At 71.1% G+C, this 20315-nt stretch carries 17 protein-coding genes, 1 tRNA gene and 1 riboswitch; all 18 genes read right to left on the bottom strand.

Annotated elements, in window-relative coordinates; translation table 11 throughout:
- Positions 1 to 6 precede the first annotated feature (6 nt).
- The 18 genes from CDN99_RS05420 to ispE all read right to left on the bottom strand — a co-directional run bounded on the left by CDN99_RS05420 (position 7) and on the right by ispE (position 20281).
- Positions 7 to 1197, bottom strand: a complete 1191-nt coding sequence (locus tag CDN99_RS05420; RefSeq protein WP_088383214.1) for a pyridoxal phosphate-dependent aminotransferase — start codon at positions 1195 to 1197, stop codon at positions 7 to 9.
- Positions 1194 to 2312, bottom strand: coding sequence for an adenosylcobinamide-phosphate synthase CbiB (cbiB, locus tag CDN99_RS05415; RefSeq protein ID WP_088383462.1), 1119 nt, complete (start codon positions 2310 to 2312; stop codon positions 1194 to 1196). The genes CDN99_RS05420 and cbiB overlap by 4 nt, the downstream gene beginning before the upstream one ends.
- Positions 2313 to 2408: 96 nt before the next feature.
- Positions 2409 to 2978 carry a cob(I)yrinic acid a,c-diamide adenosyltransferase gene (cobO, locus tag CDN99_RS05410; RefSeq protein ID WP_088383212.1) on the bottom strand — a complete coding sequence of 190 codons (570 nt, stop codon included), beginning with the start codon at positions 2976 to 2978 and terminating at the stop codon, positions 2409 to 2411.
- A gap of 54 nt (positions 2979 to 3032) precedes the next feature.
- Positions 3033 to 7280, bottom strand: a complete 4248-nt coding sequence (gene cobN / locus CDN99_RS05405; protein WP_238139364.1) for a cobaltochelatase subunit CobN — start codon at positions 7278 to 7280, stop codon at positions 3033 to 3035.
- Positions 7277 to 7645 (bottom strand): DUF2149 domain-containing protein, encoded by a 369-nt coding sequence (locus CDN99_RS05400; RefSeq protein WP_193531679.1) that lies wholly within the window; start codon positions 7643 to 7645, stop codon positions 7277 to 7279. The genes cobN and CDN99_RS05400 overlap by 4 nt, the downstream gene beginning before the upstream one ends.
- A complete protein-coding gene (locus CDN99_RS05395; protein ID WP_088383210.1) occupies positions 7642 to 8103 on the bottom strand; it encodes a hypothetical protein in 462 nt (153 codons plus the stop codon). The genes CDN99_RS05400 and CDN99_RS05395 overlap by 4 nt, the downstream gene beginning before the upstream one ends.
- The gene (locus CDN99_RS05390; RefSeq protein WP_088383208.1) at positions 8100 to 9704 is read right to left on the bottom strand and encodes a cobyrinic acid a,c-diamide synthase CobB; all 1605 of its coding nucleotides are present in this window, start codon (positions 9702 to 9704) and stop codon (positions 8100 to 8102) included. The genes CDN99_RS05395 and CDN99_RS05390 overlap by 4 nt, the downstream gene beginning before the upstream one ends.
- Before the next feature lie 116 nt (positions 9705 to 9820).
- Positions 9821 to 10651 carry an ABC transporter ATP-binding protein gene (locus CDN99_RS05385; RefSeq protein ID WP_088383206.1) on the bottom strand — a complete coding sequence of 277 codons (831 nt, stop codon included), beginning with the start codon at positions 10649 to 10651 and terminating at the stop codon, positions 9821 to 9823.
- Positions 10648 to 11643, bottom strand: a complete 996-nt coding sequence (locus CDN99_RS05380) for a FecCD family ABC transporter permease (RefSeq protein WP_238139363.1) — start codon at positions 11641 to 11643, stop codon at positions 10648 to 10650. The genes CDN99_RS05385 and CDN99_RS05380 overlap by 4 nt, the downstream gene beginning before the upstream one ends.
- Before the next feature lie 131 nt (positions 11644 to 11774).
- Complete coding sequence (locus CDN99_RS05375) at positions 11775 to 12710, bottom strand: ABC transporter substrate-binding protein (protein ID WP_310732466.1); 936 nt, start codon at positions 12708 to 12710, stop codon at positions 11775 to 11777.
- Positions 12711 to 12835: 125 nt separating this feature from the next.
- The gene (cobU, locus tag CDN99_RS05370; protein ID WP_088383199.1) at positions 12836 to 13474 is read right to left on the bottom strand and encodes a bifunctional adenosylcobinamide kinase/adenosylcobinamide-phosphate guanylyltransferase; all 639 of its coding nucleotides are present in this window, start codon (positions 13472 to 13474) and stop codon (positions 12836 to 12838) included.
- 54 nt (positions 13475 to 13528) lie between these two features.
- On the bottom strand, positions 13529 to 15436 hold the full coding sequence (locus CDN99_RS05365; protein WP_141100648.1) for a TonB-dependent receptor domain-containing protein: 1908 nt from the start codon (positions 15434 to 15436) through the stop codon (positions 13529 to 13531).
- Between the two features lie 112 nt (positions 15437 to 15548).
- A riboswitch (cobalamin riboswitch) is annotated at positions 15549 to 15861 on the bottom strand.
- On the bottom strand, positions 15857 to 16438 hold the full coding sequence (locus CDN99_RS05360; RefSeq protein WP_088383197.1) for a hypothetical protein: 582 nt from the start codon (positions 16436 to 16438) through the stop codon (positions 15857 to 15859). Its footprint overlaps the riboswitch before it by 5 nt.
- Position 16439: 1 nt before the next feature.
- Positions 16440 to 17207, bottom strand: a complete 768-nt coding sequence (gene pth, locus CDN99_RS05355; RefSeq protein ID WP_088383195.1) for an aminoacyl-tRNA hydrolase — start codon at positions 17205 to 17207, stop codon at positions 16440 to 16442.
- A gap of 112 nt (positions 17208 to 17319) precedes the next feature.
- A complete protein-coding gene (locus tag CDN99_RS05350) occupies positions 17320 to 17937 on the bottom strand; it encodes a 50S ribosomal protein L25/general stress protein Ctc (protein ID WP_088383193.1) in 618 nt (205 codons plus the stop codon).
- 115 nt (positions 17938 to 18052) lie between these two features.
- On the bottom strand, positions 18053 to 19015 hold the full coding sequence (locus CDN99_RS05345) for a ribose-phosphate pyrophosphokinase (RefSeq protein WP_088383191.1): 963 nt from the start codon (positions 19013 to 19015) through the stop codon (positions 18053 to 18055).
- A gap of 68 nt (positions 19016 to 19083) precedes the next feature.
- Positions 19084 to 19160: transfer RNA gene (locus tag CDN99_RS05340), tRNA-Gln, on the bottom strand.
- A gap of 38 nt (positions 19161 to 19198) precedes the next feature.
- Complete coding sequence (gene ispE / locus CDN99_RS05335; protein WP_141100647.1) at positions 19199 to 20281, bottom strand: 4-(cytidine 5'-diphospho)-2-C-methyl-D-erythritol kinase; 1083 nt, start codon at positions 20279 to 20281, stop codon at positions 19199 to 19201.
- Positions 20282 to 20315 lie beyond the last annotated feature (34 nt).

Below are 20315 nucleotides of genomic sequence, written 5' to 3'. Positions count from 1 at the left end.
TCGTCGTCATATCGTTTCCAGCCAGGCGTCGTCGGGGGACGTCGGCCTGGGCGAGGCATCGGGCCCGGATGGCCGATCGGAGGCCGGCCCGGATGTCCGCGGGGACGGTGTCGTCGACGCGGCGATCGGCGACGCGGGCCTGGGCATCGGTGTCCGCGCCGTGTAGGTGCGCATGGCCGCCTCCAGCGCGTCGACGGCCTCGGGCGCCTGCACCGACACGCGCACCAGCCCCGGCAGTCCGAACGAGGTCGCGTCGCGCAGCTTGATGCCCAGCGCGCGCAACCCGTCCAGCAGCGGCTCGGGCGCGTCGCGCCACGGCGCGGGCAGCGCGGCGAGCCAGAAATTGGCGACGCCGCCGCCGATCTGGTCGAAGCCCATCGCCGTCAGGCGCGACCACTGCGCGTCGCGCCACTCGCGCAGCAGCGGCAGCGAGGCCTCCAGGTCCTCGCGGATCGATGGCGTCGTCCATGCCTCCAGCAAGGCCTGACCCTCGGCGGACAGCACCCAGCTCGGCGCCAGCTCGTTGACGCGATCGATCCAGAGCCCGTCGGCCGGCGCCAGCAGGTAGGCGCCGCGCACGCCCGTCAGCCCCAGGCCCTTGTTGGGGCAGACGAGTCGCCACGCGCCGTCGGCGATCGCCTGCGGCAGCGCGCTCGCGCCCGTGAGCCGCATCGGCTCATAGGCTTGGTCGACGACCAGTTGTGATCCGCTCTGGCCCAGGGCCCGCGCGATGGCGCCCCATTCCGCCGCGCCGAAACTGGCACCGGTCGGATTGCAGGGGTCGCAGACCCAGACCAGCGCGGGCAGGTCCAGCGAGGCCGCCAGCTCGAAGGCATCGGCGTAGACCTCGACCTGCAGGCCCAGCGCATGGGCGGCGGCGGCGTAGTCGCCGAAGCCCGGACGCGGCACGCAGACGCGCGTCATGCCCGACAGCATCGCGGCGAGCGTCAGGCGACGGATCGCCTCCGCGCCGCCGGACGCGGGCACGATGCGGTCCGGCGTGGCGTCGTGCCAGGCGCCCAGCCGCGCGCGCAGCGACGCGTAGGCGGGGTCGGGATACCGCAGGCGATCCGCGCGCAGCACCGCGTCCAGCGCCGCGGGCGGCGGACCGAGCGGATGCGCGTTGGTCGAGAAGTCGTGCAGCACCGGCGGCCCGGCATCGGTGCCGCCATGTGTCAGGCCGAGGAAACGGCTCATGCAGTCACTCCTTGCAAGCTCGCGAGGCCGCCGACATGCTCGATGCCCTCGATGCCCTCGATGCCCTCGATGCCCTCGATGAGGCCGGTGCTCACGCGCGTGGTCGATCCGGGGCGCGTGTCCGTGTTCATGCCCGGGCCCAGGCCGATGCCGCCGCGCAGGCCGCCGATCAGGCCGCCGTGCATGCCCCCTCGCATGGCCGCGGCGCCGAGCACCAGCAGCACGGCCAGCGCCAGCATCGTGCGGCCGGCGATGCGCGTGGCGGTGGCCGAGTCGGCCGCCGTCACCTCGCCGCCCGTCGGATGCAGCCGGTAGTGACCGGGCTTGCTCAGCGCGCGGTCGAGCCGCAGCGCCATCGCGCCCATCGGCCAGCCGCCGTTGGGAGAGGGCGTGCGGCCGGCCTCGCGCCACAGCGGGCCCAGCAGCGCCGGACGCGGCGCGATCATTGCCAGGCCGGTGAGCCGGGCCGGGATCCACGACAGCGCGTCGTCGGCGCGCGCGGCCCACTTGCCGGCCCATTCCCAGCGGCCGCGATAGCCCCACATCGCATCGGCCGTGTTGGCGAAACGATAGACGGCCGCGCCCGGCAGTCCGGCCACTATGAACCAGAACAGCGGCGCGATGACGGAATCGTTGAGGTTCTCGGCGAGCGTCTCGATGGCGGTTTCGCGGACCTCGGTCGCGGAGAGTCGGCGCGTGTCGCGGCTCACCAGGCGCGAGAGTCGCTCGCGGCCTTCGTCGAGCGATCGCCCGAGCGCCGCTTCCACCGCCGCGACCTCGTCGCGCAGCATGCGCCACGCCAGCATCGGCTTGAGCGCGAGACCCAGCAGCAGCGCCGCGAGCGCGAGGCGCCAGCCGCCGAGCCAGGGCGCGAGCCCGTAGATCACCACGTTCTCGACGGCGATCGCGATCGCGGCGACCAGCACCACGCCGATCGTCCACACGAGCGCGCCGCCGATGAGCGCGGCGGCGGGCCGCAGCGCGCAAAGCCGGTCGCCGAAGAGCCCCAGGAACCGCCCCATGCCCACGACCGGATGCACGGCCGCGGGCGGCTCGCCGAAGAGTCGGTCGAGCAGCAGGGCGACGGGGATCGCCCATGCCAGCAGCCAGGACATCGAAAGCATGGTCTGTAAGGGTCGGCTCAGCGGTGGGATGGGCTTGGGGCTGGAGTCCAGGCTCGCATTGGAACGAGGCCACGAAAGCGGCGCAGCTTAATCCTCAATGCCTCGCTGCGCAGGCACTCCGGCCTTGAAATGATGTTTCACCATCGTCATTTCCGTGACGGTGTCGGCGAGGTCGATCAGCTCCTGCGGCGCGCCCCGGCCGGTCAGGCACACATGCACGTGGGAGGGGCGCTCGCGCAGCGTCTGCAGCACCGGCTCCAGCGGCAACCAGCCGTAACGAAGCGGATACATGATCTCGTCGAGCACGACCAGGAAGTGCTCGCCGCCCAGGATGGTCGCCTTCGCGCGCTCCCAGCCGTCGCGTGCCAGTTGTGCCGAATGATCCAGGTCCTTGCTCTTCCACGAGAAGCCGTCCCCCAGGCCCTCGATCGGCACGCCGATCTGCTCGAACAGGCGGTGCTCGCCGAAGCGCGCGCTGGGCACCTTCATGAACTGGTAGATGTGCACCGCCTTGCCGCGCCCGTGCGCGCGCAGCGCCAGGCCGAAGGCGGCCGTGCTCTTGCCCTTGCCGTTGCCGGTGTGGACGAGGATCAGGCCGCGGCGCTCGGCGGTCGGGATGATGCGTTCGCGGTCGACGGGGGGCTTTTCGATTTCCATGTCTGGTGATTCCTGAGAGTGGCGGCACGGTCCGGCCCGTGCCGGGGCCGGCGGTCATGGGGCGCCTTGCAGGCGGGGGATGGCGGGGTGGGCGTTCATGGGCCGCGTGCCGTGGTCTCCGGCCCTGGCGGCCTGCCGGGCTTGCCAGAGCGCGCCGCCGCACATCAGCAGCGCCATCGCGATCCAGGCCAGCGCCTGCTCCAGCGTCCGGGCGATCGAGCCGGCCGGCGCGCGCCGCGGCGTGTCCTTCGGGACTTGCCGCAGCGCGAGCCCGCGCACCGTCGGCACGGCGCGCGCGACGGCCTCGTCGCGCGCCCTTGCCTCGGGCCGGGTGGCCGGGACGGGCGCGGCCGGGCGCGCGGACTGCGGCAACTGGTCGGCGGCCCAGCGCCGTACCCCGGCCAGCTCGTTGTTCAGCGGCGCGGCGCGGGTCAGGTCGCGATACAGCGTGGCCAGCTCGCGGCGCGTCTGCGCGTCGGGTTGCCAGTAGCCCATGCGGTCGGCCTGCACCAGCCGCTCCAGCGCCTGCGCGTAGGCCTGCGGGTTCTGCTTCAGCCACTCGGGCAGGCCGAGCCGATGCCGGTCCTTGACCAGTACGTCGTAGAAGCTCTGCCAATGGTCCGGCCGCACGGTGCCCGGCGCGATGTGCTGCCAGCCGAAGCTGTACTGCACCGCCTTCAAGACCTGCAGCGCGCCGGCCCAGCCCTCGGCCTTCTGCGCCTGCAGCCAGCCGGGGTGCAGGTAACGGCTCTGCATTTCCATCGCGATCGCCTGCGAGGCGCTTTCGGTGTGGGTCTCCGCGGCGTCCTGCAACTGGCTCACGTACAGGCCGAGGCCCCGGGTGTTGCCGGCCACCCGGGCCGCGGCGGCCAGGCCGCCCAGGTACTGGAACGGGTCGTCGCTGCTGACCATCGCGTAGAGGTGGCTGCTGCGCGACATCAGCGCCGCGTCGGCGTGCCGCAGGTGCGCGCCCAGCGCCTCGCGTGCCTGGGCAGGCGGCACCGCCAGCGGCTCGCCGTCGACGTAGGGCTGGCTCATCGCCGTCAGGAACAACTGGCCCAGGCGTGGGTCGGCCTGGCCGTCCTTGCGCTTCAGGCCGTCGTCCTGCACCGCGTCGGCGATGCCGGTGCCGTAATCGCCGGCGGCGTTGCCGAAGACGCGGGCCTGCGCCAGTTGCAGCGCTCGCGCCGGCGGCAGGCCGGCCCGTCGCAGCTCGGCGGCGACCGCACGGTTGTTGTCCGCGATGGCGTTGTCCGGCTCGGCCGCGCCCGCGGCGGCGACCGCCTGGTCGATCAGCTTCATCAGCGCGGGGAACTGGTCTCGGTAGGAGCCCGTCACGGACAGCAGCACGTCCACGCGCGGCCGGCCCAATTCGGTCGGCGTCAGCAGGCGGATCGACGTGGGGCGCCCGGTCGCGTCCCATACCGGCATCGCGCCCAGCGCCACCAGCGCCTGCGCTTCCATCACCCCCTGGTGGCGCAGCGTCTCGCCGGCCCACAGCGACAGCGCCAGCCTGCGCGGTGCCGTGCCCGCGCGGGCCTGCGCGTCGTACCAGCGCCGGAACAGCGCCTGCGCGGCGTCGTAAGCCTGGCGCGTGGGCAGCCGGGCGGGGTCCAGCCCGGTCAGGTTGCGACCGGTCGGCACGCTCTCCGGATTGCGCAGCAGGTCACCGCCATAGGCGGCCGGGAGAAACCGGCCGTCGAGCGCGCGCAGCAGGCCGGGCATCTCGCCCTCGACCGCCAGGCGCGCTTCCATCTCCTGCGCGCGCAGCGCGAGTTCGTGCAGCGCTGCCTGGTCGATCGGCTTGCGCGCGGCGCGATTGGGGACGAATCCATCGCCGCAGGCGTCCGCGCCAACGGCCGGGGACGGGGCGGGCGAGGCCGCCGCTGATGCCGTCGCCGATGCCGATGCCGCATGCCCGACCACGCAGGCCGACGGCCGCAGGTCGAGCCGGCTGGCCGCGTCGGCGTCCCGCAGCGCCAATGCCAGCCAGCGCGCCGGACGCGCCTTGGCGACGCCCGCATGGTCGATCAGGAAGGCTTCGTCGATGTCCTCGCCCAGGGCTTCGATCAGCGGCACGCGCAGCAGCTGAAGAATGCTGCCGTGGCGCCGCGCCTCGTCGGGCACGACGCCGAAGACCGCCAGCCCCTGCGGCTGCGAGCTCTGCGCCAGCCGGTCCAGGAAGGGGTGCAGCAGCTCCAGGAAGCCGCTGAAATCGGCCGCGATGCGTTCCGACGTCCAGCCCAGGTCGCGATGCAGGTTGTGTTCGACGAACTGGGTCAGCATCTCGCGCTCCAGCCCCTGTCGGGTCGGGCCGGGATCGACGGTCTCCCACTCGTGCATCAGCTCGTGCATGCGCGCCATGCGGGCGTTGAAGCCGGCCGGCGCGAAGCTGGGCGTGCGGTGGCTCACCAGCAGCGCGCGGCCCCGGCGCTTGGCGGTCATCGCCTCGCCGAGGTTGTCCACGATGTAGGGGTAGATCACCGGCACGTCGCCCAGCGGCAACCAGACCGGGTCGAAGACATCGGGCCCGCGCAGCTTGCCCGGTGCCCATTCCTGCGTGCCGTGCGTGCCGAAGTGGATCACCGCGTCGGCTCGGCGCGCCCACAGGTAGGTGGCCAGGTAGTGATGAGACAGCGGCGTCCTGCTGCGATGCATGAACGGGTCCTGGCCGTTGCGCAAGGTCTCCTCGCGCGGGGGCTGCGGCAGCACGTCCAGCGCGCCCAGGTGCAGGCGCGGGATCACGAAGACCGGTCGACCGTCGTGGCGCACGACATAACGGCTGCTCGCGGGCGGCCCCCAGCGTGCGACGATGGGATCGCGCACCGACCGCGGCAGGGCGTCGAACCAGGCGGTGTACTCGGCCAGCGGCAGCGCCTCGGCCTGTCCGGCATCGAGCAACGCGCGCGGATCGGTGCCGGGGTAGTACGCGGACAGCATCGGCTTGAGGCCTGCGATCCAGTCGGCCTCCGCCATCGGCGTGACGGCGTAGCCCGCGTCCTTCAGGCCCTGGCTGACGCGCGCCAGACTGCGAGGCACGTTCAGGAACGAGGCGCCGAAGTTGCTGCCGCCCGGCGGATAGTTGTAGACGAAGGCGACCAGCCGTTTCCGTGGCGCCGGCTGCGTCTGCAGCGCGACCAGCCGCGCCGACTTGCCGACGACGCTGGCGGCCTGGCGGTCGATCAGCTCCGGCTCGCCCTGCCGCGGGTGCGCGACGACGACGACCGGATCGATCAACCCTGCCGCTTCCGGCTGCGCGAAGTAGAACGGGATGTCCGATTGCGCCAGGCCGGTCTCGCTGGCCTCCCACGCGGCGGCGCCGTCCTGACGATAGGGCTGAGTCTGCAGGACAGGCACGCCCCAGCGCTCGAACAGCGGTTGCAGCGTCGCGCCCTGCGGCAGCAGGCTGTGGTTGACGATGACGCGGGCTTGCACGTGGCCGTCGCGCTCCAGAAGCTCGGTGAGCGGCTTGTCGCTCAACTGACCGCTGAACGCGGCGTAGGCCAGCAGGCCACGTTCGCGGAACATCGCCAGCCAACGGTCCAGCCAGGCGGTGTTGCCTTGCACGAAGTGGTAGCGATGCAGCAGCAGTGCCACGGGCTCGCCACGCAGCCCTTGCCGGGAAGCCCAGGACTGGAATGCGCCGATGTCGGCGAAGAGGTGCGGCGCGCCGGGCGCGTAGATGCCGCGCTGAGGCACCAGTTGCGGTGGGCCGAGGTCGGGCGGCGGGCGACCGTCCAGTTGCGCGCGGGCCATCGCGAAGGCGGCCTGCGTGTTGACGGGGCCACCGGCCTGCAGGTAGCCGCGCGGGCTGCGATCGGCGGCGGCGGGCTCGCCGGCGGGGATCCAGAGGACGCGTGACGCCGGCAGCGCGGCACGCTGAAGGGCGGTGTCCAGAATCTGGTGCAGTCGCGCATCCGCGGTGGCGTGCGGGGCGTCGATCCACACGAGGTCGGCCTCGCGCAACGCACGTTCCAGCACGGGGTCGTGCTCGACGGGCGCGCCGCGCAACGGGTACTCCAGTTGGCGCACCTGGAAGCCGGCGGCCCGGGCCTCGCGATCGATCAGCGCGTGCTTGGCGGCGGGTGTGATGTCGACGCTGAGGAACAGCAGCCGCGACATGGCGGCCGCCGCGGGCGCAGCGGACGCAGCAAGGGTCGCGGCATGAGAGGCGGCCGGCGACGAGCCCGCGGCCGAGGCCCCCGCGGTCCGCGCCATCGGTGGCGATGCGATGGCGATGCCGAGCATCGGCGCGCACAGCGCCGCCCGCATGACGCGCGCCAGCCAGGAGCCGCGCGTCATGGCCGGGCCGGCCCCGGGGCGGCGGGGGCCGCAGGAGCGCCGGGCACCGCGCCCTCGCCGGCCTCGGGCACGTAGATGATGCTGCCGTCCTTCAGGCGATAGGCCACGCCGGCGCGTTCGCCCTGGCCCTCGGCGCTGCCGCCGTTGCCGCGGTACTTGATCTCCTGGCCGTCCTTGCGCACGACGATTTCCATGTCGGGCTGGCCGGCGTTGCGGATCACCGTTTCGTTGGCCTGGGACTGCTGCTGCAGCGCCACCGCGGTGAGCAGCGCGACGACCAGCACCAGGAACACGTCCACGAGGTTCACCGCGGAGAGCATCGGATCGTCGTCCTCCTCGTCGAGGATGGACAGGCGGCGGCTCATGCCCAGCCTTTCTCGGCCTTGACGACCAGCAGCTCGGCCAGCAGCCAGCGACGACGGACCGAATACACCACCAGCGCGATCGCCGCGGCCGCCAGTGCCAGCACGACGCCGGAGAACGCCGAGCTGAACACCGCGAGCGCCTGCTGGCCCTGTCCCGCGGCCACGCTCTGCAGCGCCGGGCCCAGCGGCACCATCGTGGCGATCAGGCCCAGCAGCGGGGCGACGCGGCCCAGCAGTCGCGGCGCCTCCAGGCGGCGCACGATCTGCAATTCAAGCGCGTCGAGGGTGCTGTCGTCGCGCACCGTCAACTGGCGGAAGCCGGGACGGCGGCGTTGCACAGCCTCCATCAGCGTGGCGCCCGCCGTCCACAGCGCGTAGACGAAGCCCACGGCGACAAGAATCAGCACCGGCCACAGCAAGGCCTGCGCGATATGGGCGAATCCGGATTCGAGGGTCATGGCGTGGTCGGTGAAATGGGCTGAAGGCGAGGCGCGGCGGTGCCGCCGAAGAACGACGCGACGGCGTACGGGTTCGACGGGAAGTAGTGATGGATGTAGCTGGCGCGCAGCGATCCCTGTGCGTAGAGCGCTTCGGCGGCGCGGCCGGCGTTGGGGTTGCGCGCCGCGGCGATGGGCGCGAGGGGCGTGCTCATCGTCGAGTAATGGAAGGTGTGGCCGCGGAGCTCGCCTTCAGGCCAGTCGATGGATTGCAGGCCCAGCGCGGCCAGACGCGGCTGCAATGCGGCCTGGCCCGGCATCAGGCCGGCCATCGGGTGCGCTTGACCCTCGCCGTCGGTCAGAAGGTCGAGCAGCGCCAGCATGCCGCCGCATTCGGCCAGCAGCGGCCTGTCGGCGTGCAGGTGCGCGCGCAGGTCGTTGAACAGCCGGGGATGGGCGCGCAACACTTCGGCATGAAGCTCGGGGTATCCGCCTGGCAGCCACAACGCGTCGCAGGTGGGCAGGTCCTCGCCGTGGATCGGGCTGAAGGTGAGTACCTCGGCGCCGAGCTGCTTCAGCAAGTCGATGTTGGCGGGGTAGATGAAGGAGAAACAAGCATCCTTGGCGATGGCAATGCGGCGGCCTTGGAGGGGGCGATCAAGGATTCCATCGGTCCTGGAGTCGCCGTTGCCGGTGCCGGTGCCGCGGCTGCCCACACCGTCCTCACCACCCTCACCGAGCGCGAGACACGCGCCCGGGGGCCCCTTTTCTCCATGTCCCTCCTTTGGCTGCCTCCCGGCAGCCAAATTCCTTCCTTGACTTCCGAAAAGGGGCCCCCGGCCGCCTGTCTCCGTCACACCACCGCCCTTCGATAGACCCTCCGTCTTCGATACGTCGGCATTCTTCGATGTGTCGCGTGCCTTCGGGAGGTCGCTTGTCTCCGGTGTGCCGCCGGCCTGCAGGAGGCGGCCTGTTGCCGGGGCGCTGGCCTCGGCCGCATCCCAGGCATCGGCCCATCGATCGAGCTGTTGGTCAAGCCCGGGGAGCTCCAAGGCCTGCACCAGGCCGAGGTGCCGCTCGGGCAGCGAGAGCGTGGCGTCCCGCTTCAGCGCGGCGATCAGCGGCAGTTCGTCCGGCAGTCCTTCTCCGACCATGCGCGCATGCGCGTCGCTGCCGATCCGGTTGGCGACGACGCCCGCGACGTGGATGTCGGTCCTGAATCGCGCCATGCCCGTCGCCAACGCCGCGAAGGTCTGCGCCATCGCCGAGGCGTCCAGCACCACCAGCACCGGCAGGTCGAACGCAGCCGCCAGATCGGCGCTGCTGGGCTTGCCGTCGAAGAGCCCCATCACGCCTTCGACCAGGATCAGGTCGGCATCCCTCGCCGCCTCGGCAAGCAACCCCCGGCAGTGATCAAGGCCGCCCATGAACAGGTCGAGCTGGTAGACCACGTGGCCGCTGGCACGCTCCAGCACCATCGGGTCCAGGTAGTCCGGACCCGTCTTGAAAACACGCACGCGCCAGCCACGCCGCCGCGCCGAGCGAGCGATCGCAGCGGTCACGCTGGTCTTGCCCTGGCCAGAAGCCGGAGCGCTGATCAACAAGGCGGGACAGGAAAGCATCGTCGGGTGTCCGGGGTAAGGGCGGGTCGAAGTCGAAGTCGAAGTCGAAGTCGAAATCGGAAGCGGGCGTGTCGGGGCGGGGCGGGCGGGAGCGAGGGGCGGTCTTGGAGCCGGGGTCAGGCGTTGAGCGCGATCCACCGACCCTGCACCTGCAGGATCAGCAGCCGTTCATGGAAGACGCGTTGCAGCGCGGCATGTGTCGCCGGGGCGTGCGGTGGCCCCTCGTGGACGATGCGGCCTGCATCCATCACGACCAGCGTGTCGGCCTGCAGCGCGACGTTCAACTCATGCAGCACGCTGACGACGGCGGCGCCCTGCGTCACGCGTTCGCGGACGATGTGCACCCAGTCGCTCTGGTGCGGCGGATCCAGATGGGCCAGCGGCTCGTCCATCAGCAGCACGCCGGACTGCACCGCCAGCGCCCGCGCCAGCAGCACGCGCTGGCGCTCGCCGCCGGACAGGCTGCCCAGCGGCCGATCGCGCCAGTCCCAGCTTTGCGTCTGCGACATCGCGCGGCGCACCGCCGCGTGATCGGCCGCGCTGGCCGGTGCCAGCCACGGTTGATGCGGCAAGCGGCCCAGCATCGCGACGTCGAAGGCCGTCAGATCCTCCGCCGCCGATTCGTTCTGGCCCAGCCAGGCGACGTGGCGCGCGCGTTCCTTGGCCGGCCAGGCGGTCCACGGCCGGCCGTCCAGCGTCAGCGTGCCGTCGAAGGGGAGCAGGCCGGTGATGGCGCGCAGCAGGGTGGACTTGCCGGCGCCGTTCGGGCCGACGATCGCCGTCCAGGCGCGCGGGGCCGGTGCCAGCGTCAGCGGCTGCAGCACCCGGTGCCCGGACAGAGAGAGCGAGCGCAGGTCGATGCGCAGGGACGGCGCGCGGGTCGTCGCCGTGTCGCTCGCGGCGACAGGGGTCTCGCGTGCGGTGGGGAAGCGGGCGGCGTCGTTCATCGCGAGCCTCCCAGCGTCGACCCGCGCCGGTGCATCAGCCACAGCAGGTAGGTGCCGCCCAGCAGCGCGGTGATGATGCCCACCGGCAGCTCCTGCGGCGCGATGACCCAGCGCGCGGCGATGTCGGCGGCCAGCAGCAACGCGCCGCCGGTCAGCGGCGACAGCAGCAGCAGCGCGCCGTGCGTGGTCGGACCCCAGCTGCGCACCAGGTGCGGCGCGACCAGGCCGACGAAGGCGATCAGGCCGCATTGCGCGACCGCCGCGCCGGTGGCCAGCGACAGGGCGGCGATCAGCAGCAGGCGGATCAGCGTCAGGCGCTGACCCAGCGAGCGCGCCGTGTCCTCGCCCAGCGTCAGCGCGTCCAGCGTGCGGCTGCAGCCCAGCGCCACCAGCAGGCACGCGACCATCGCGCCGGCCATGACCTGCACCGCGCTCCAGCCGACGAAGCCGGTGCTGCCCAGCATGAAGGCCTGCATGGCGCGCAGGATGTCGGGGTTCATCAGCGTCAGCAGCGCCGAGCCCGAGCCCAGCACCACGCCCACGACCACGCCGGCCAGCAGCAGCCGCAGGCTCTGCGTGACGCCGCGCGCCAGCATCAGCGTCAGGAGCACCGCGCCCACTGCGCCGGCGAAGGCCGCGCCGGTCATGCCGACACGCAGCGCCAGCGCCGCCGCGGCGGGCGAGACGCCCATCACGAACAGCAACGCCGCCACGCCCAGCGAGGCGCCGGCCGAGCAGCCCAGCAGGTAGGGGTCCGCCAGCGGATTGCGGAACAAGCCCTGCGCGATCGCCCCGGCCAGCGCCAGCAACGCGCCGGCCAGCCATGCGCCGATCGAGCGCGGCGCGCGGATGTCCCACAGGATCAGGCGCATCGTCTCGTCGCTGTCGGTCCAGGGGCTCCAGCCCAGGCTGCCGATGGCCAGGCCCAGCGCGAGCAGCACCGCGCCGAGTAGCAGCAGCGCGGTCAACTGCGCGGCCGTGCGCGCGGTCATCGAGCGTCCGACCGCCATCGCCGGCGCGGGGGCATCCGCAGGGCCAGGAACGCGCGGCATCGCCGGCAGCGGTGGCACGTCGGGTTGCCCCGGCCGTTGAGGCAGTGGGTCCGGCGCCGTCGATCGCGTCATCAGCGCATGCCTCCAGGAGGCGCGACGAAAGCCGCGGTGGGCCAGGCGATCGGGCCGGCGGCGGCGTCGCGCAGGCAGCGCGCCATCAGCGCGGCGGCCTCGGACATGCGTGGGCCGGGGCGCACCAGGACGTCGGACTCGGCCGGCACCCAGACGCACAGGCGCTGGTTCTTGACCGCGCGGATCGATTGCCAGCCCGGCCGCTGCGGCAGGCCCGGCGCGTTGCGCTGGCCGACCATGATCACCTGCGGGTCGGCGCGGACGATGAATTCAGGGTTGAGCTTGGGGAAGGGACCCAGCTCGGCGGGGATGATGTTCCGGGCGCCCAGGCGCGCCAGGATCTCGCCGATGAAGGAGACGGTGCCGGCGCCGTAAGGGCCGGCGTCGACTTCGTAATAGACGGACAGGCCGCGAGCGCCGGGCGGCAGCGTGGCGGCGCTTTGCGCGATGTGGCCGTCGATGCGGTTCCACAGGCGCCGCGCGTCGTCGTCCCTGCCCAGGATCTGGCCGACCTTGCCCAGCACGCGCTGCACGTCGGTCATGCTCTTGGGCTCCAGCGCGACGACCTTGAGGCCCAGGCCTTCGAGCCGGTCGATCACGCGCGCCGAGACGCCCAGCAGCACCACGTCGGGCTTGAGCGCGACCAGCGATTCGATGCTGGTGTCGTCCAGGCCGCCGAGCTTGGGCAGCGATTGCACGCGCGCCGGGTAGTTGGAGAAACGGTCCACGCCGACGACCTTGGCGCAGTCGCCCAGCTCGCACACGGTCTCGGTCAGCGACGGCAGCAGGCTGACGATGCGCCGGGGCGTGTCGGGCAGCGTGACCGTGTGGCCGCGGTCGTCCTTCAGCGTGATCGGCGCGGCGACGGCCAGGCCGCTCAGCAGCGCGGCAGCCCACAGGGCGAGGCCTTGTCGCAGGCCCCTGCGCAGGGACAAGCCCGGGCCTTGCCGCCGGCGCGCCCGCGGATGCTCATGCGGGCCCGGCGGCAGGGGCTGTCGCGGAGCGTGTCGCAGGGCTTCTTGCAGCGGGGCGTGCGGACCTTGCGGGTGTGGCGTCGGCGTCATGCGTCGTTCTCCGTGTCGGCGGCCGCGTGGGCCGTCGTGTTGTTCTCATGCGGGGGCGTGTCGGCGCCGGTGTCCACCAGGGGATCGAGCGGCTCGACGGGCCGCGTCCACGGTTGCCCGGCCACCATCAGCGTGAGCTCGGCGCACTGGCGCGCGACGAGCTGGTTGAGCCGGCCGAGCTCGTCGACATAGGCCCGCACCTCGCGCCCCATCGGCATCACGCCCCAGCCGACCTCGTTGGACACGAAGACCACCGGGCCCGACAGCGTCGGCAGCAGCCGCTGCAGGTCGGCGCATTCGGCGCGCCAGTCCTCCAGGCGCGGAGCGCCGCTCATCGGCATCAGCCAGTTGGTCAGCCACAGCGTCAGGCAGTCCACCACCAGCAGGCGCCGCGGCGAGGCGTGCGCGCGCAGCGCCTCGCACAGCCGCAGCGGCGCCTCCACCGTGTCGAAGCCGGCGGGCCGGTCGGCGCGGTGGCGGGCGATGCGCTCGCGCATCTCGTCGTCATGCGCCTCGGCCGTGGCGACGACTGTCGCCCGGTGGCCCGCCGTGGCCGTCCAGCGCAGGGCGAGGCGTTCCGCGTGGCGGGACTTGCCACTGCGCTGACCGCCGACGATGAGCTGATGTGCGGGCATGCGGTTCTCCGGGAGAGGCATCGAGGACGGGCGCGAGGCGCTGAAGCCGTGACCTTACAGCGACGGCGCGTAGCGCAGCATGACGAACCAGGTGCGCGGCGCCTGCGCGTAGAAGTTGGCCGTCTGGTAGCTGCGGTTGAAGGCGTTGTCCACGTTCAGCTGCAGGCGCCAGTCCTTCGCCACCGCGTACTGCGCGTCCAGGTTCAGCAGGCCGTAGCCGGCCAGGCGCGTGGTGTTGGCCGCGTTGTCCCAGCGCTGGCCGGAGCCCACGACGGTCGCGCCCAGCGTCCAGTCCTTCACCGCCGTTTCGGCGCGCACGGTGCCGAAGCGCTTGGCGCGACGCGCCAGCAGCTTGCCGGTGGAGGCGTCGGTCGGATCGAGGAAGTCGACCGTGCCGCTGAGGTTGACCGGGCCGAGCTGCGCCCCGCCCTTGACCGTCGTGCCCTTGAGCAGGGCGCGCGCAACGTTGCCGTAGCAGCCGGCCGTCGAGCGGCAGGTGCCGGCCGCGCCGTAGACGATCAGGTCGTTGATGCGGTTGTGGAAGGTCGTGACGGCGAAGTCGTACCCGCCTTGGGCCCAGGCCAGCCCGGCTTCCTTGTTGTGGGCGCGCTCGGGACGCAGCGCCTCGACCCCCGGCAGGCTCAGATTGGGGCCGTTGACGCTGCCGATCTGGAACAGCGTCGGCGCGCGGAAGGCGTTGCCCGACGACGCGGTGACGCGCCAGCCGCCGCCGATCTTGTAGCCGGCGGACAGGCTGCCGGTGTTGACGCGGCCGAACTCGCTGTCGTCGTCGTGGCGGCCGTGCGCCTGTACGCTGAAGGCGCCGAAGCTGCCCAGGTAGCTCAGGCCCAGGGCCTTTTCGTCGCGGGACGCCTTGCCGTCGGTGATCAGGCTGGAGTTGACCAGGTGGTCGTCGCGTTTTTCCAGCAGGCCGTTGATCTGGTGGTGCTCGTCGAGCTTGTAGAAGCCCTGCAGCGACAGGCTGCGGATGCGGGTCTTGGTCAGGTAGGGCGAGCTGGGCTTGGTCTCGTAGCTCTCCTCGGCCTGGCCGGCGCTGAGCTGCGTCGACAGGGCGGAGGACCAGGCCGAGTTCAGGCTCAGCTTGGCGGCCTCGGTCTCGGAGATGCCGCGGTCGTCGGCGTTCTTGCCGGCGTCATAACCGGCGTTGCTGCGGCTCTTGAGGCCGACGAACTCCAGGCGCTGGCCCTCGGCGACGCGGCCGCCCAGGCGCAGGCTGGCGCTGTAGTTGCGCCAATCGTCCTTGTCGTCGTTGTACGAGGCGCTCTTGGTGTTGGTGAAGACGTTGAAGCCGGTGCCGCGGTCCACGCCCAGCGAGGCGGCGTAGTCGAAGACGGCGGTGCCGCCGCTGATGCTGGCGTCGGCCTTGACCTGGCCGAGATTGCCGGCGCCCAGGCCGAGGTCCAGTTGCGTGCGGCCGCTGCCCTTGCGGGTGAAGATCTGTACCACGCCGCCGATCGCGTCGGAGCCGTACAGCGCGCTGGCCGGGCCCTTGAGCACTTCGATGCGGTCGATCTGCGCGATCGGCAGGTTCTGCCAGCCGGCGCCGCCGGTGGACTGGCTGTCCACGCGCACGCCGTCGATCAGCACGACGGTGTGGCGGGTTTCGGCGCCGCGCACGTAGACCGAGGTCGAGTTGCCCGGGCCGCCGTTGCTCACCAGCTGGAGGCCGGCGACGTTGCGCAGCAGGGTGGCGATGTTGCCGAAGCCCTGGCGCTCGATGGCGTCGCGGTTGATGACGGTCAGGTCGCCGACGACGTCGGACAGCCGCATCGGGCTGCGCGTGCCGGTGACGGTGACGTCGTCGAGCTTGTTGGCGGAAGCGGTGGAGGCGGGCGCCGACTGGGCAAACGCCGAGGTGCAGGCGGCCGAGGCCAGCGCCATCGGGGTGAAGACGAGCAGCGTGCGGGCGCAAAGCCGGGCGCGCGAGGCAAACGGGATCATGAGCAAGGGGACCAACGACAGGGTCAGGCGCCAGCTCTCCCGCAGGGCGCCTGAGAAACGGCACGTCCGGCTGCGTCCGCGGATCGTCGCGGGGACGTCGCACGGATCGCGCTGGGCGCGCCACCTGTTGGCCGGTATCCGGGCTGATGGCACGCTGCCCGCGTCCTTCCCAGTATGGGGAAGGTCTGCTCGACTCGCGGGAGTCACGCGGACCTTCCCCGTATCCAGTGGACATGGGGACAGGCAGTGCCGGCGGCGATCGGGAGGTCCTGAGGCTCAGGATCCGGAGCGCGCGGCCGGCGGCCACTTACCGTTGCGGGGACAGCTCAGGTTGGCAAGCGTCCCGATGAGACGCCGACTCCCTGATTCCCGTTTAACTGCACAGGCGCAATGCCTGCACGAGCACCAACGGCGCGCATTCTAGCGGCGAGGCGTGCCGTCCTCGGTGACGGGCGTCGGCGGCAGCTTCGGCGGCTTGGGCACCTTGGGCTTCTTGTCGGGCGGCTGCTTGGGGTCCTTGGGCTTGCGCTTCTTCGGATCGGTGGGCTTGGGCACCTGCGCCGAGGGGGCGGTGCCCGCCGTGCCGCGGATGCCGGCGGCGCCGGGTGGCGCGGCCGAGGCGAGCCGTTCGCGCTCGCGTCGCCTGGCGGCGGTGTCGCGCGATTCGGCGGCGACGCGCTGGCGCGCCGCGGCGGCCTCTTTGGGATCGACCCGGTCCTTCGGCAAGGGGGCCGCGCCGCCGCCGAGACCGTCCGGGCAGGGCGTGTCGCGCAAGTCCTGACCCTGGGGGCCGCAGCGGTGATAGACCGCGTCGGGCTCCGGCTTGATCTGCGATCGGACCGCGGAGGCGGCGCGCGCCGAGGGTGCGGGACCGGCCGAGGCCGCGGGCGATGCGGCCGGCGGGATCTCCCGAGGCGGCTGAGCCTGCGCCCGCGCGTTCCCCGCGCCGAGCAAGAAGACCAGAACAGCTGTCGTCAGGATCGGTGCGGTGCGCAGGGCCATGTCAGGCTCCGGTGGGGGGAGGGGGTTCGGTGCCGGGCGGCGTCGCGGCCGGGGCGGGCGATGCCGCCACGGGGGCGGTGGCCGGAGCGGTCGAGGCGGGGAGGGGCGCCACACCGGTGCCCGCCGGCTTGTCGCGCGGGCGCTCGCCTGCCGGAGGCAGGTGCGCGGGGCGCGGCGGCTTGGGACGTGGGGGCTTGGCGTGCAGTTGGGCGACCGCCTTGGGCATGTCGCCGCCGGCCATCAGCTTGAAGGACTCCAGCGACTTGCCGATGCAGTCCTCGACCGCCTGGCGCTCGGCCAGCGGCGGCTTGCGCAACACGTAACCGGCGACCTCGTCCCGGTGGCCGGGATGGCCGATGCCCAGGCGCAGGCGCCAGAAGTTGCCGCTGCCGAGCTGGGCTTGCATGTCCTTGAGCCCGTTGTGGCCGGCGTTGCCGCCGCCCTGCTTGAGCTTGAGCTCGCCGGGGGCCAGCTCCAGCTCGTCGTGGATGGCGAGGATCTCCTCGGGCGCGATCTTGAAGAAGCGCGCCAGCGCCGCCACCGACTTGCCCGAGAGATTCATGTAGGTCATCGGCTGCAGCAGCCAGATCGGACCGGCCGCGCCGGGCGCGTCGTTCACCCGCGCCACCAGGCCGTGGTACTTCACGTCCAGCTGCGGCGTGGCCTTCAGGCCGCGCGCCAGCGCGTCTATCCACCAGAACCCGGCGTTGTGGCGGGTGTCCTCGTATTCCGGGCCGGGATTGCCCAGGCCGACAAAGAGACGAATCATGGGGCGGGATTATCAGTGGCGGTGCGGAAAGCAGAAGGCCCCGCTGAGCGGGGCCTTCTTCGGGGCGATGGACAGGGACCTCGTCAGGCCCGCGTCCACGTCAGGGGAAGAATTACTTCTTCTTCTTCTTGCCCGCGTCGGCGGCCGGAGCGGCCGCGACGATGATCTCTTCGACGACCGCCGGCACCGGGGTGGCGACCACCGGGTTCGGCTTGCCGTGCGTCACGATCTTGATGTGCGGCGCGACCTTCAGGTCGTTCACGTGCACCGAGTGGCCCATCGTCAGACCGCTCAGGTCCACTTCGATGAACTCGGGCAGCTGTTGCGCCAGGCAGGTGATTTCCACTTGCGTGATCACGTGGTTGACGGTGCCCTTGTCGGTCTTGACGGCCGGCGATTCGGCTTCACCGATGAAGTGCAGCGGCACCTTCTTCGTGATCTTGGTGGTGGCGTCGACGCGCTGGAAGTCCACGTGCAGCACTTGCTGCTTGTACGGGTGCATCTGGTAATCACGCAGCAGCACTTGCGTCGTGGCACCGTTCAGCTCCATGTCCAGCAGGGAGCTGTGGAAGGCTTCCTTCTTCATGGCGTGGAACAGCGCGTTGTGATCCAGCTCGATCACGGTCGGCTCGCCCGCACCGTAAACGATGCCAGGCACCTTGCCGGCGTGGCGCAGGCGGCGGCTCGCTCCGGTCCCCTGCAGCTTGCGCTCAAAAGCGACGAATTTCATATCTGACTCCAAAGTGACGGAGCACCCCCATGGCGCTCCGGTTGAAGGTCCCGCGACCAGGATCCTTCGCGAATCGGCCGCTGTCCTCGCGAACAGCGGCCGGTACGGGTTGCGATCAGAAGTTGTTGTTCTGTTCGCTGAAGAGGGAAGTCACCGACTCGCCGTCCGAAATGCGACGGATGGTTTCGGCGAACAGGAAGGCGACGGACAGCTGGCGGATCTTGCCGCAGGCCTTGGCGGCGTCCGACAGCGGGATCGTGTTGGTGATGACGACCTCGTCCAGCTGCGACCCGGCGATGCGCTCGATGGCGGGGCCGGACAGGATCGGGTGCGTGCAATAGGCGAAGACGCTCTTGGCGCCGCGGTCCTTCAGGACCTCGGCCGCCTTCACCAGCGTGCCGGCGGTGTCGATCATGTCATCCATGATCACGCAGTTGCGGCCGTCGATCTCGCCGATGACGTGCATCACTTCGCTGACGTTCGCGGCGGGGCGGCGCTTGTCGATGATGGCCAGGTCGCAACCCAGTTGCTTGGCCAGCGCGCGGGCGCGGACCACGCCGCCGACGTCGGGGCTGACCACGACCAGGTCGGTGTAGTTGCGCGCCTTCAGGTCCGACAGCAGCACCGGCGAGGCGTAGATGTTGTCGACCGGGATGTCGAAGAAGCCCTGGATCTGGTCCGCGTGCAGGTCCATCGTCAGGACGCGCTCGACGCCGACGGTTTCCAGCAGGTTGGCCACGACCTTGGCCGAGATCGGCACGCGCGTCGAACGCGGGCGGCGGTCCTGGCGGGCATATCCGAAGTAGGGGATCACGGCGGTGATGCGGCGCGCGCTGGCGCGCTTCAACGCATCGACCATGACCAGCAGTTCCATCAGGTTCTCGTTGGTCGGCGCGCAGGTGGGCTGGACCACGAAGACGTCGCGGGCGCGGACGTTCTGCTGAATTTCAACAGCCACCTCGCCGTCGGAAAATCGACCGACCACGGCCTTGCCGAGCTCGAGGCCCAGATGCGTGGCGATTTCCTTGGAGAGGGACGGGTTCGCGTTACCCGTGAAGAGCACGGTATTGAGCAGCACAGCAGGCCATCCTTGAGATTTATGGCCCGGTGGCCAACCCAGCGGGTCCCGGATTGAAACTGAAAATTTGGCAGGGGAGGAAGGACTCGAACCCTCGCATGTCGGAATCAAAATCCGATGCCTTGACCAACTTGGCGACTCCCCTACACAGGACGTTGTGCGTGGCACAACACCCTACGACCTTCAGTCGTCAGCCCAGCCGCGAAGCGGATGAACTGCCAGACTGCGACACATCCTTCCCACCCAACCCGGCGGCAACTCATTCAGTCGCCCGTCCGGTGTCGCCTCGGGATTGCTCCCTGGGTCGGTGACCGTGTCTGTTTCCTGCGCCGTGATCAGCGAGGGCTGAACTCTAGCAAATACTGCGCTGCCTGAACCCGTCATTCGGCTGTTGCCGTAGCGAGTTTGCAACCATTCAAGCGCTGTCGATACTTCGTGACTGGCAGCTTGCGCGGGCGGTTGCAGATCATTTCTGCCCCATCCCTCATACAACTGCTGCACGAGTATTTCCGGCGTTTGGCGGTCGCGGTGCATATTGCCTTCGCGTCCACCCGAGCTGTCGATTTCTGTTTCGAGAAAACTCGCCGCCGTTGCCGGTTTGGAGTTGTCTGCGTCGCGTCCGTCGTTCGCTGCAGGAAAGCCCGCTACTATAGCCACGGATTCTGACCTTTGCAACAGGGGGCTGGAAAAAATTTCCTTGGTCCCGATGCTGACCGCCGGTTTGATCACGGCCAGCCGCAGCGCCGGCACGTCGACCGGACGCAGGATCTCCCCGATGCCTTCGACGAAGGCGTTGCGGCCGCCAACGAAGAACGGCACGTCCGCCCCCAGCTTCAGCGCGATGGGCAGCAGCCGTTCGCGCGACCAGTTCAGCCCCCACAGCCGGTTCAGCGCCAGCAGCGTGCTGGCCGCGTCCGACGACCCGCCGCCCATGCCCGCGCCCGAGGGAAGGCGCTTGTCGATGTGGATGTCGACACCGTGCGCGCAGCCGCTGGCCTGTTGCAGCGCGCGGGCGGCGCGCAGGCACAGGTCGTCGGCCGGCAGGGCGTCGCCGCGGTCGTGGCGATGCAGCGCGCCGTCGGCGCGGCGCTCGAAGTGCAGCGTGTCGGCCCAGTCGACCAGCACGAACAGCGACTGCAGCAGGTGATAGCCGTCGGGCCGCTTGCCCACCACGTGCAGGAACAGGTTGAGCTTGGCCGGCGCCGGCACGTCGTACAGCGCATTCAGCGGTGCGGCCGAAGGGGGCGGAAAGAGCGGGGAAGTCATGGGCTTGGAGATCGCGGGCGCAATATGCCGCCGG

This window comes from Roseateles aquatilis (genome assembly GCF_002205645.1).
Lineage (GTDB): Bacteria > Pseudomonadota > Gammaproteobacteria > Burkholderiales > Burkholderiaceae_C > Roseateles > Roseateles aquatilis.
Note: the sequence above shows the minus strand (reverse complement) of the source record. Positions and strands in the feature narration are given on the sequence as shown.

Coding starts and splice junctions, on each gene's coding strand:
- ispE (WP_141100647.1), bottom strand. CDS start 20,281: ATGACTTCCCCGCTCTTTCCGCCCCCTTCGGCCGCACCGCTGAATGCG.
- CDN99_RS05420 (WP_088383214.1), bottom strand. CDS start 1,197: ATGAGCCGTTTCCTCGGCCTGACACATGGCGGCACCGATGCCGGGCCG.
- cbiB (WP_088383462.1), bottom strand. CDS start 2,312: ATGTCCTGGCTGCTGGCATGGGCGATCCCCGTCGCCCTGCTGCTCGAC.
- CDN99_RS05400 (WP_193531679.1), bottom strand. CDS start 7,645: ATGAGCCGCCGCCTGTCCATCCTCGACGAGGAGGACGACGATCCGATG.
- cobN (WP_238139364.1), bottom strand. CDS start 7,280: ATGACGCGCGGCTCCTGGCTGGCGCGCGTCATGCGGGCGGCGCTGTGC.
- CDN99_RS05360 (WP_088383197.1), bottom strand. CDS start 16,438: ATGGCCCTGCGCACCGCACCGATCCTGACGACAGCTGTTCTGGTCTTC.
- CDN99_RS05390 (WP_088383208.1), bottom strand. CDS start 9,704: ATGCTTTCCTGTCCCGCCTTGTTGATCAGCGCTCCGGCTTCTGGCCAG.
- CDN99_RS05380 (WP_238139363.1), bottom strand. CDS start 11,643: ATGACCGCGCGCACGGCCGCGCAGTTGACCGCGCTGCTGCTACTCGGC.
- CDN99_RS05395 (WP_088383210.1), bottom strand. CDS start 8,103: ATGACCCTCGAATCCGGATTCGCCCATATCGCGCAGGCCTTGCTGTGG.
- pth (WP_088383195.1), bottom strand. CDS start 17,207: ATGATTCGTCTCTTTGTCGGCCTGGGCAATCCCGGCCCGGAATACGAG.
- CDN99_RS05385 (WP_088383206.1), bottom strand. CDS start 10,651: ATGAACGACGCCGCCCGCTTCCCCACCGCACGCGAGACCCCTGTCGCC.
- cobO (WP_088383212.1), bottom strand. CDS start 2,978: ATGGAAATCGAAAAGCCCCCCGTCGACCGCGAACGCATCATCCCGACC.
- CDN99_RS05350 (WP_088383193.1), bottom strand. CDS start 17,937: ATGAAATTCGTCGCTTTTGAGCGCAAGCTGCAGGGGACCGGAGCGAGC.
- cobU (WP_088383199.1), bottom strand. CDS start 13,474: ATGCCCGCACATCAGCTCATCGTCGGCGGTCAGCGCAGTGGCAAGTCC.
- CDN99_RS05365 (WP_141100648.1), bottom strand. CDS start 15,436: ATGATCCCGTTTGCCTCGCGCGCCCGGCTTTGCGCCCGCACGCTGCTC.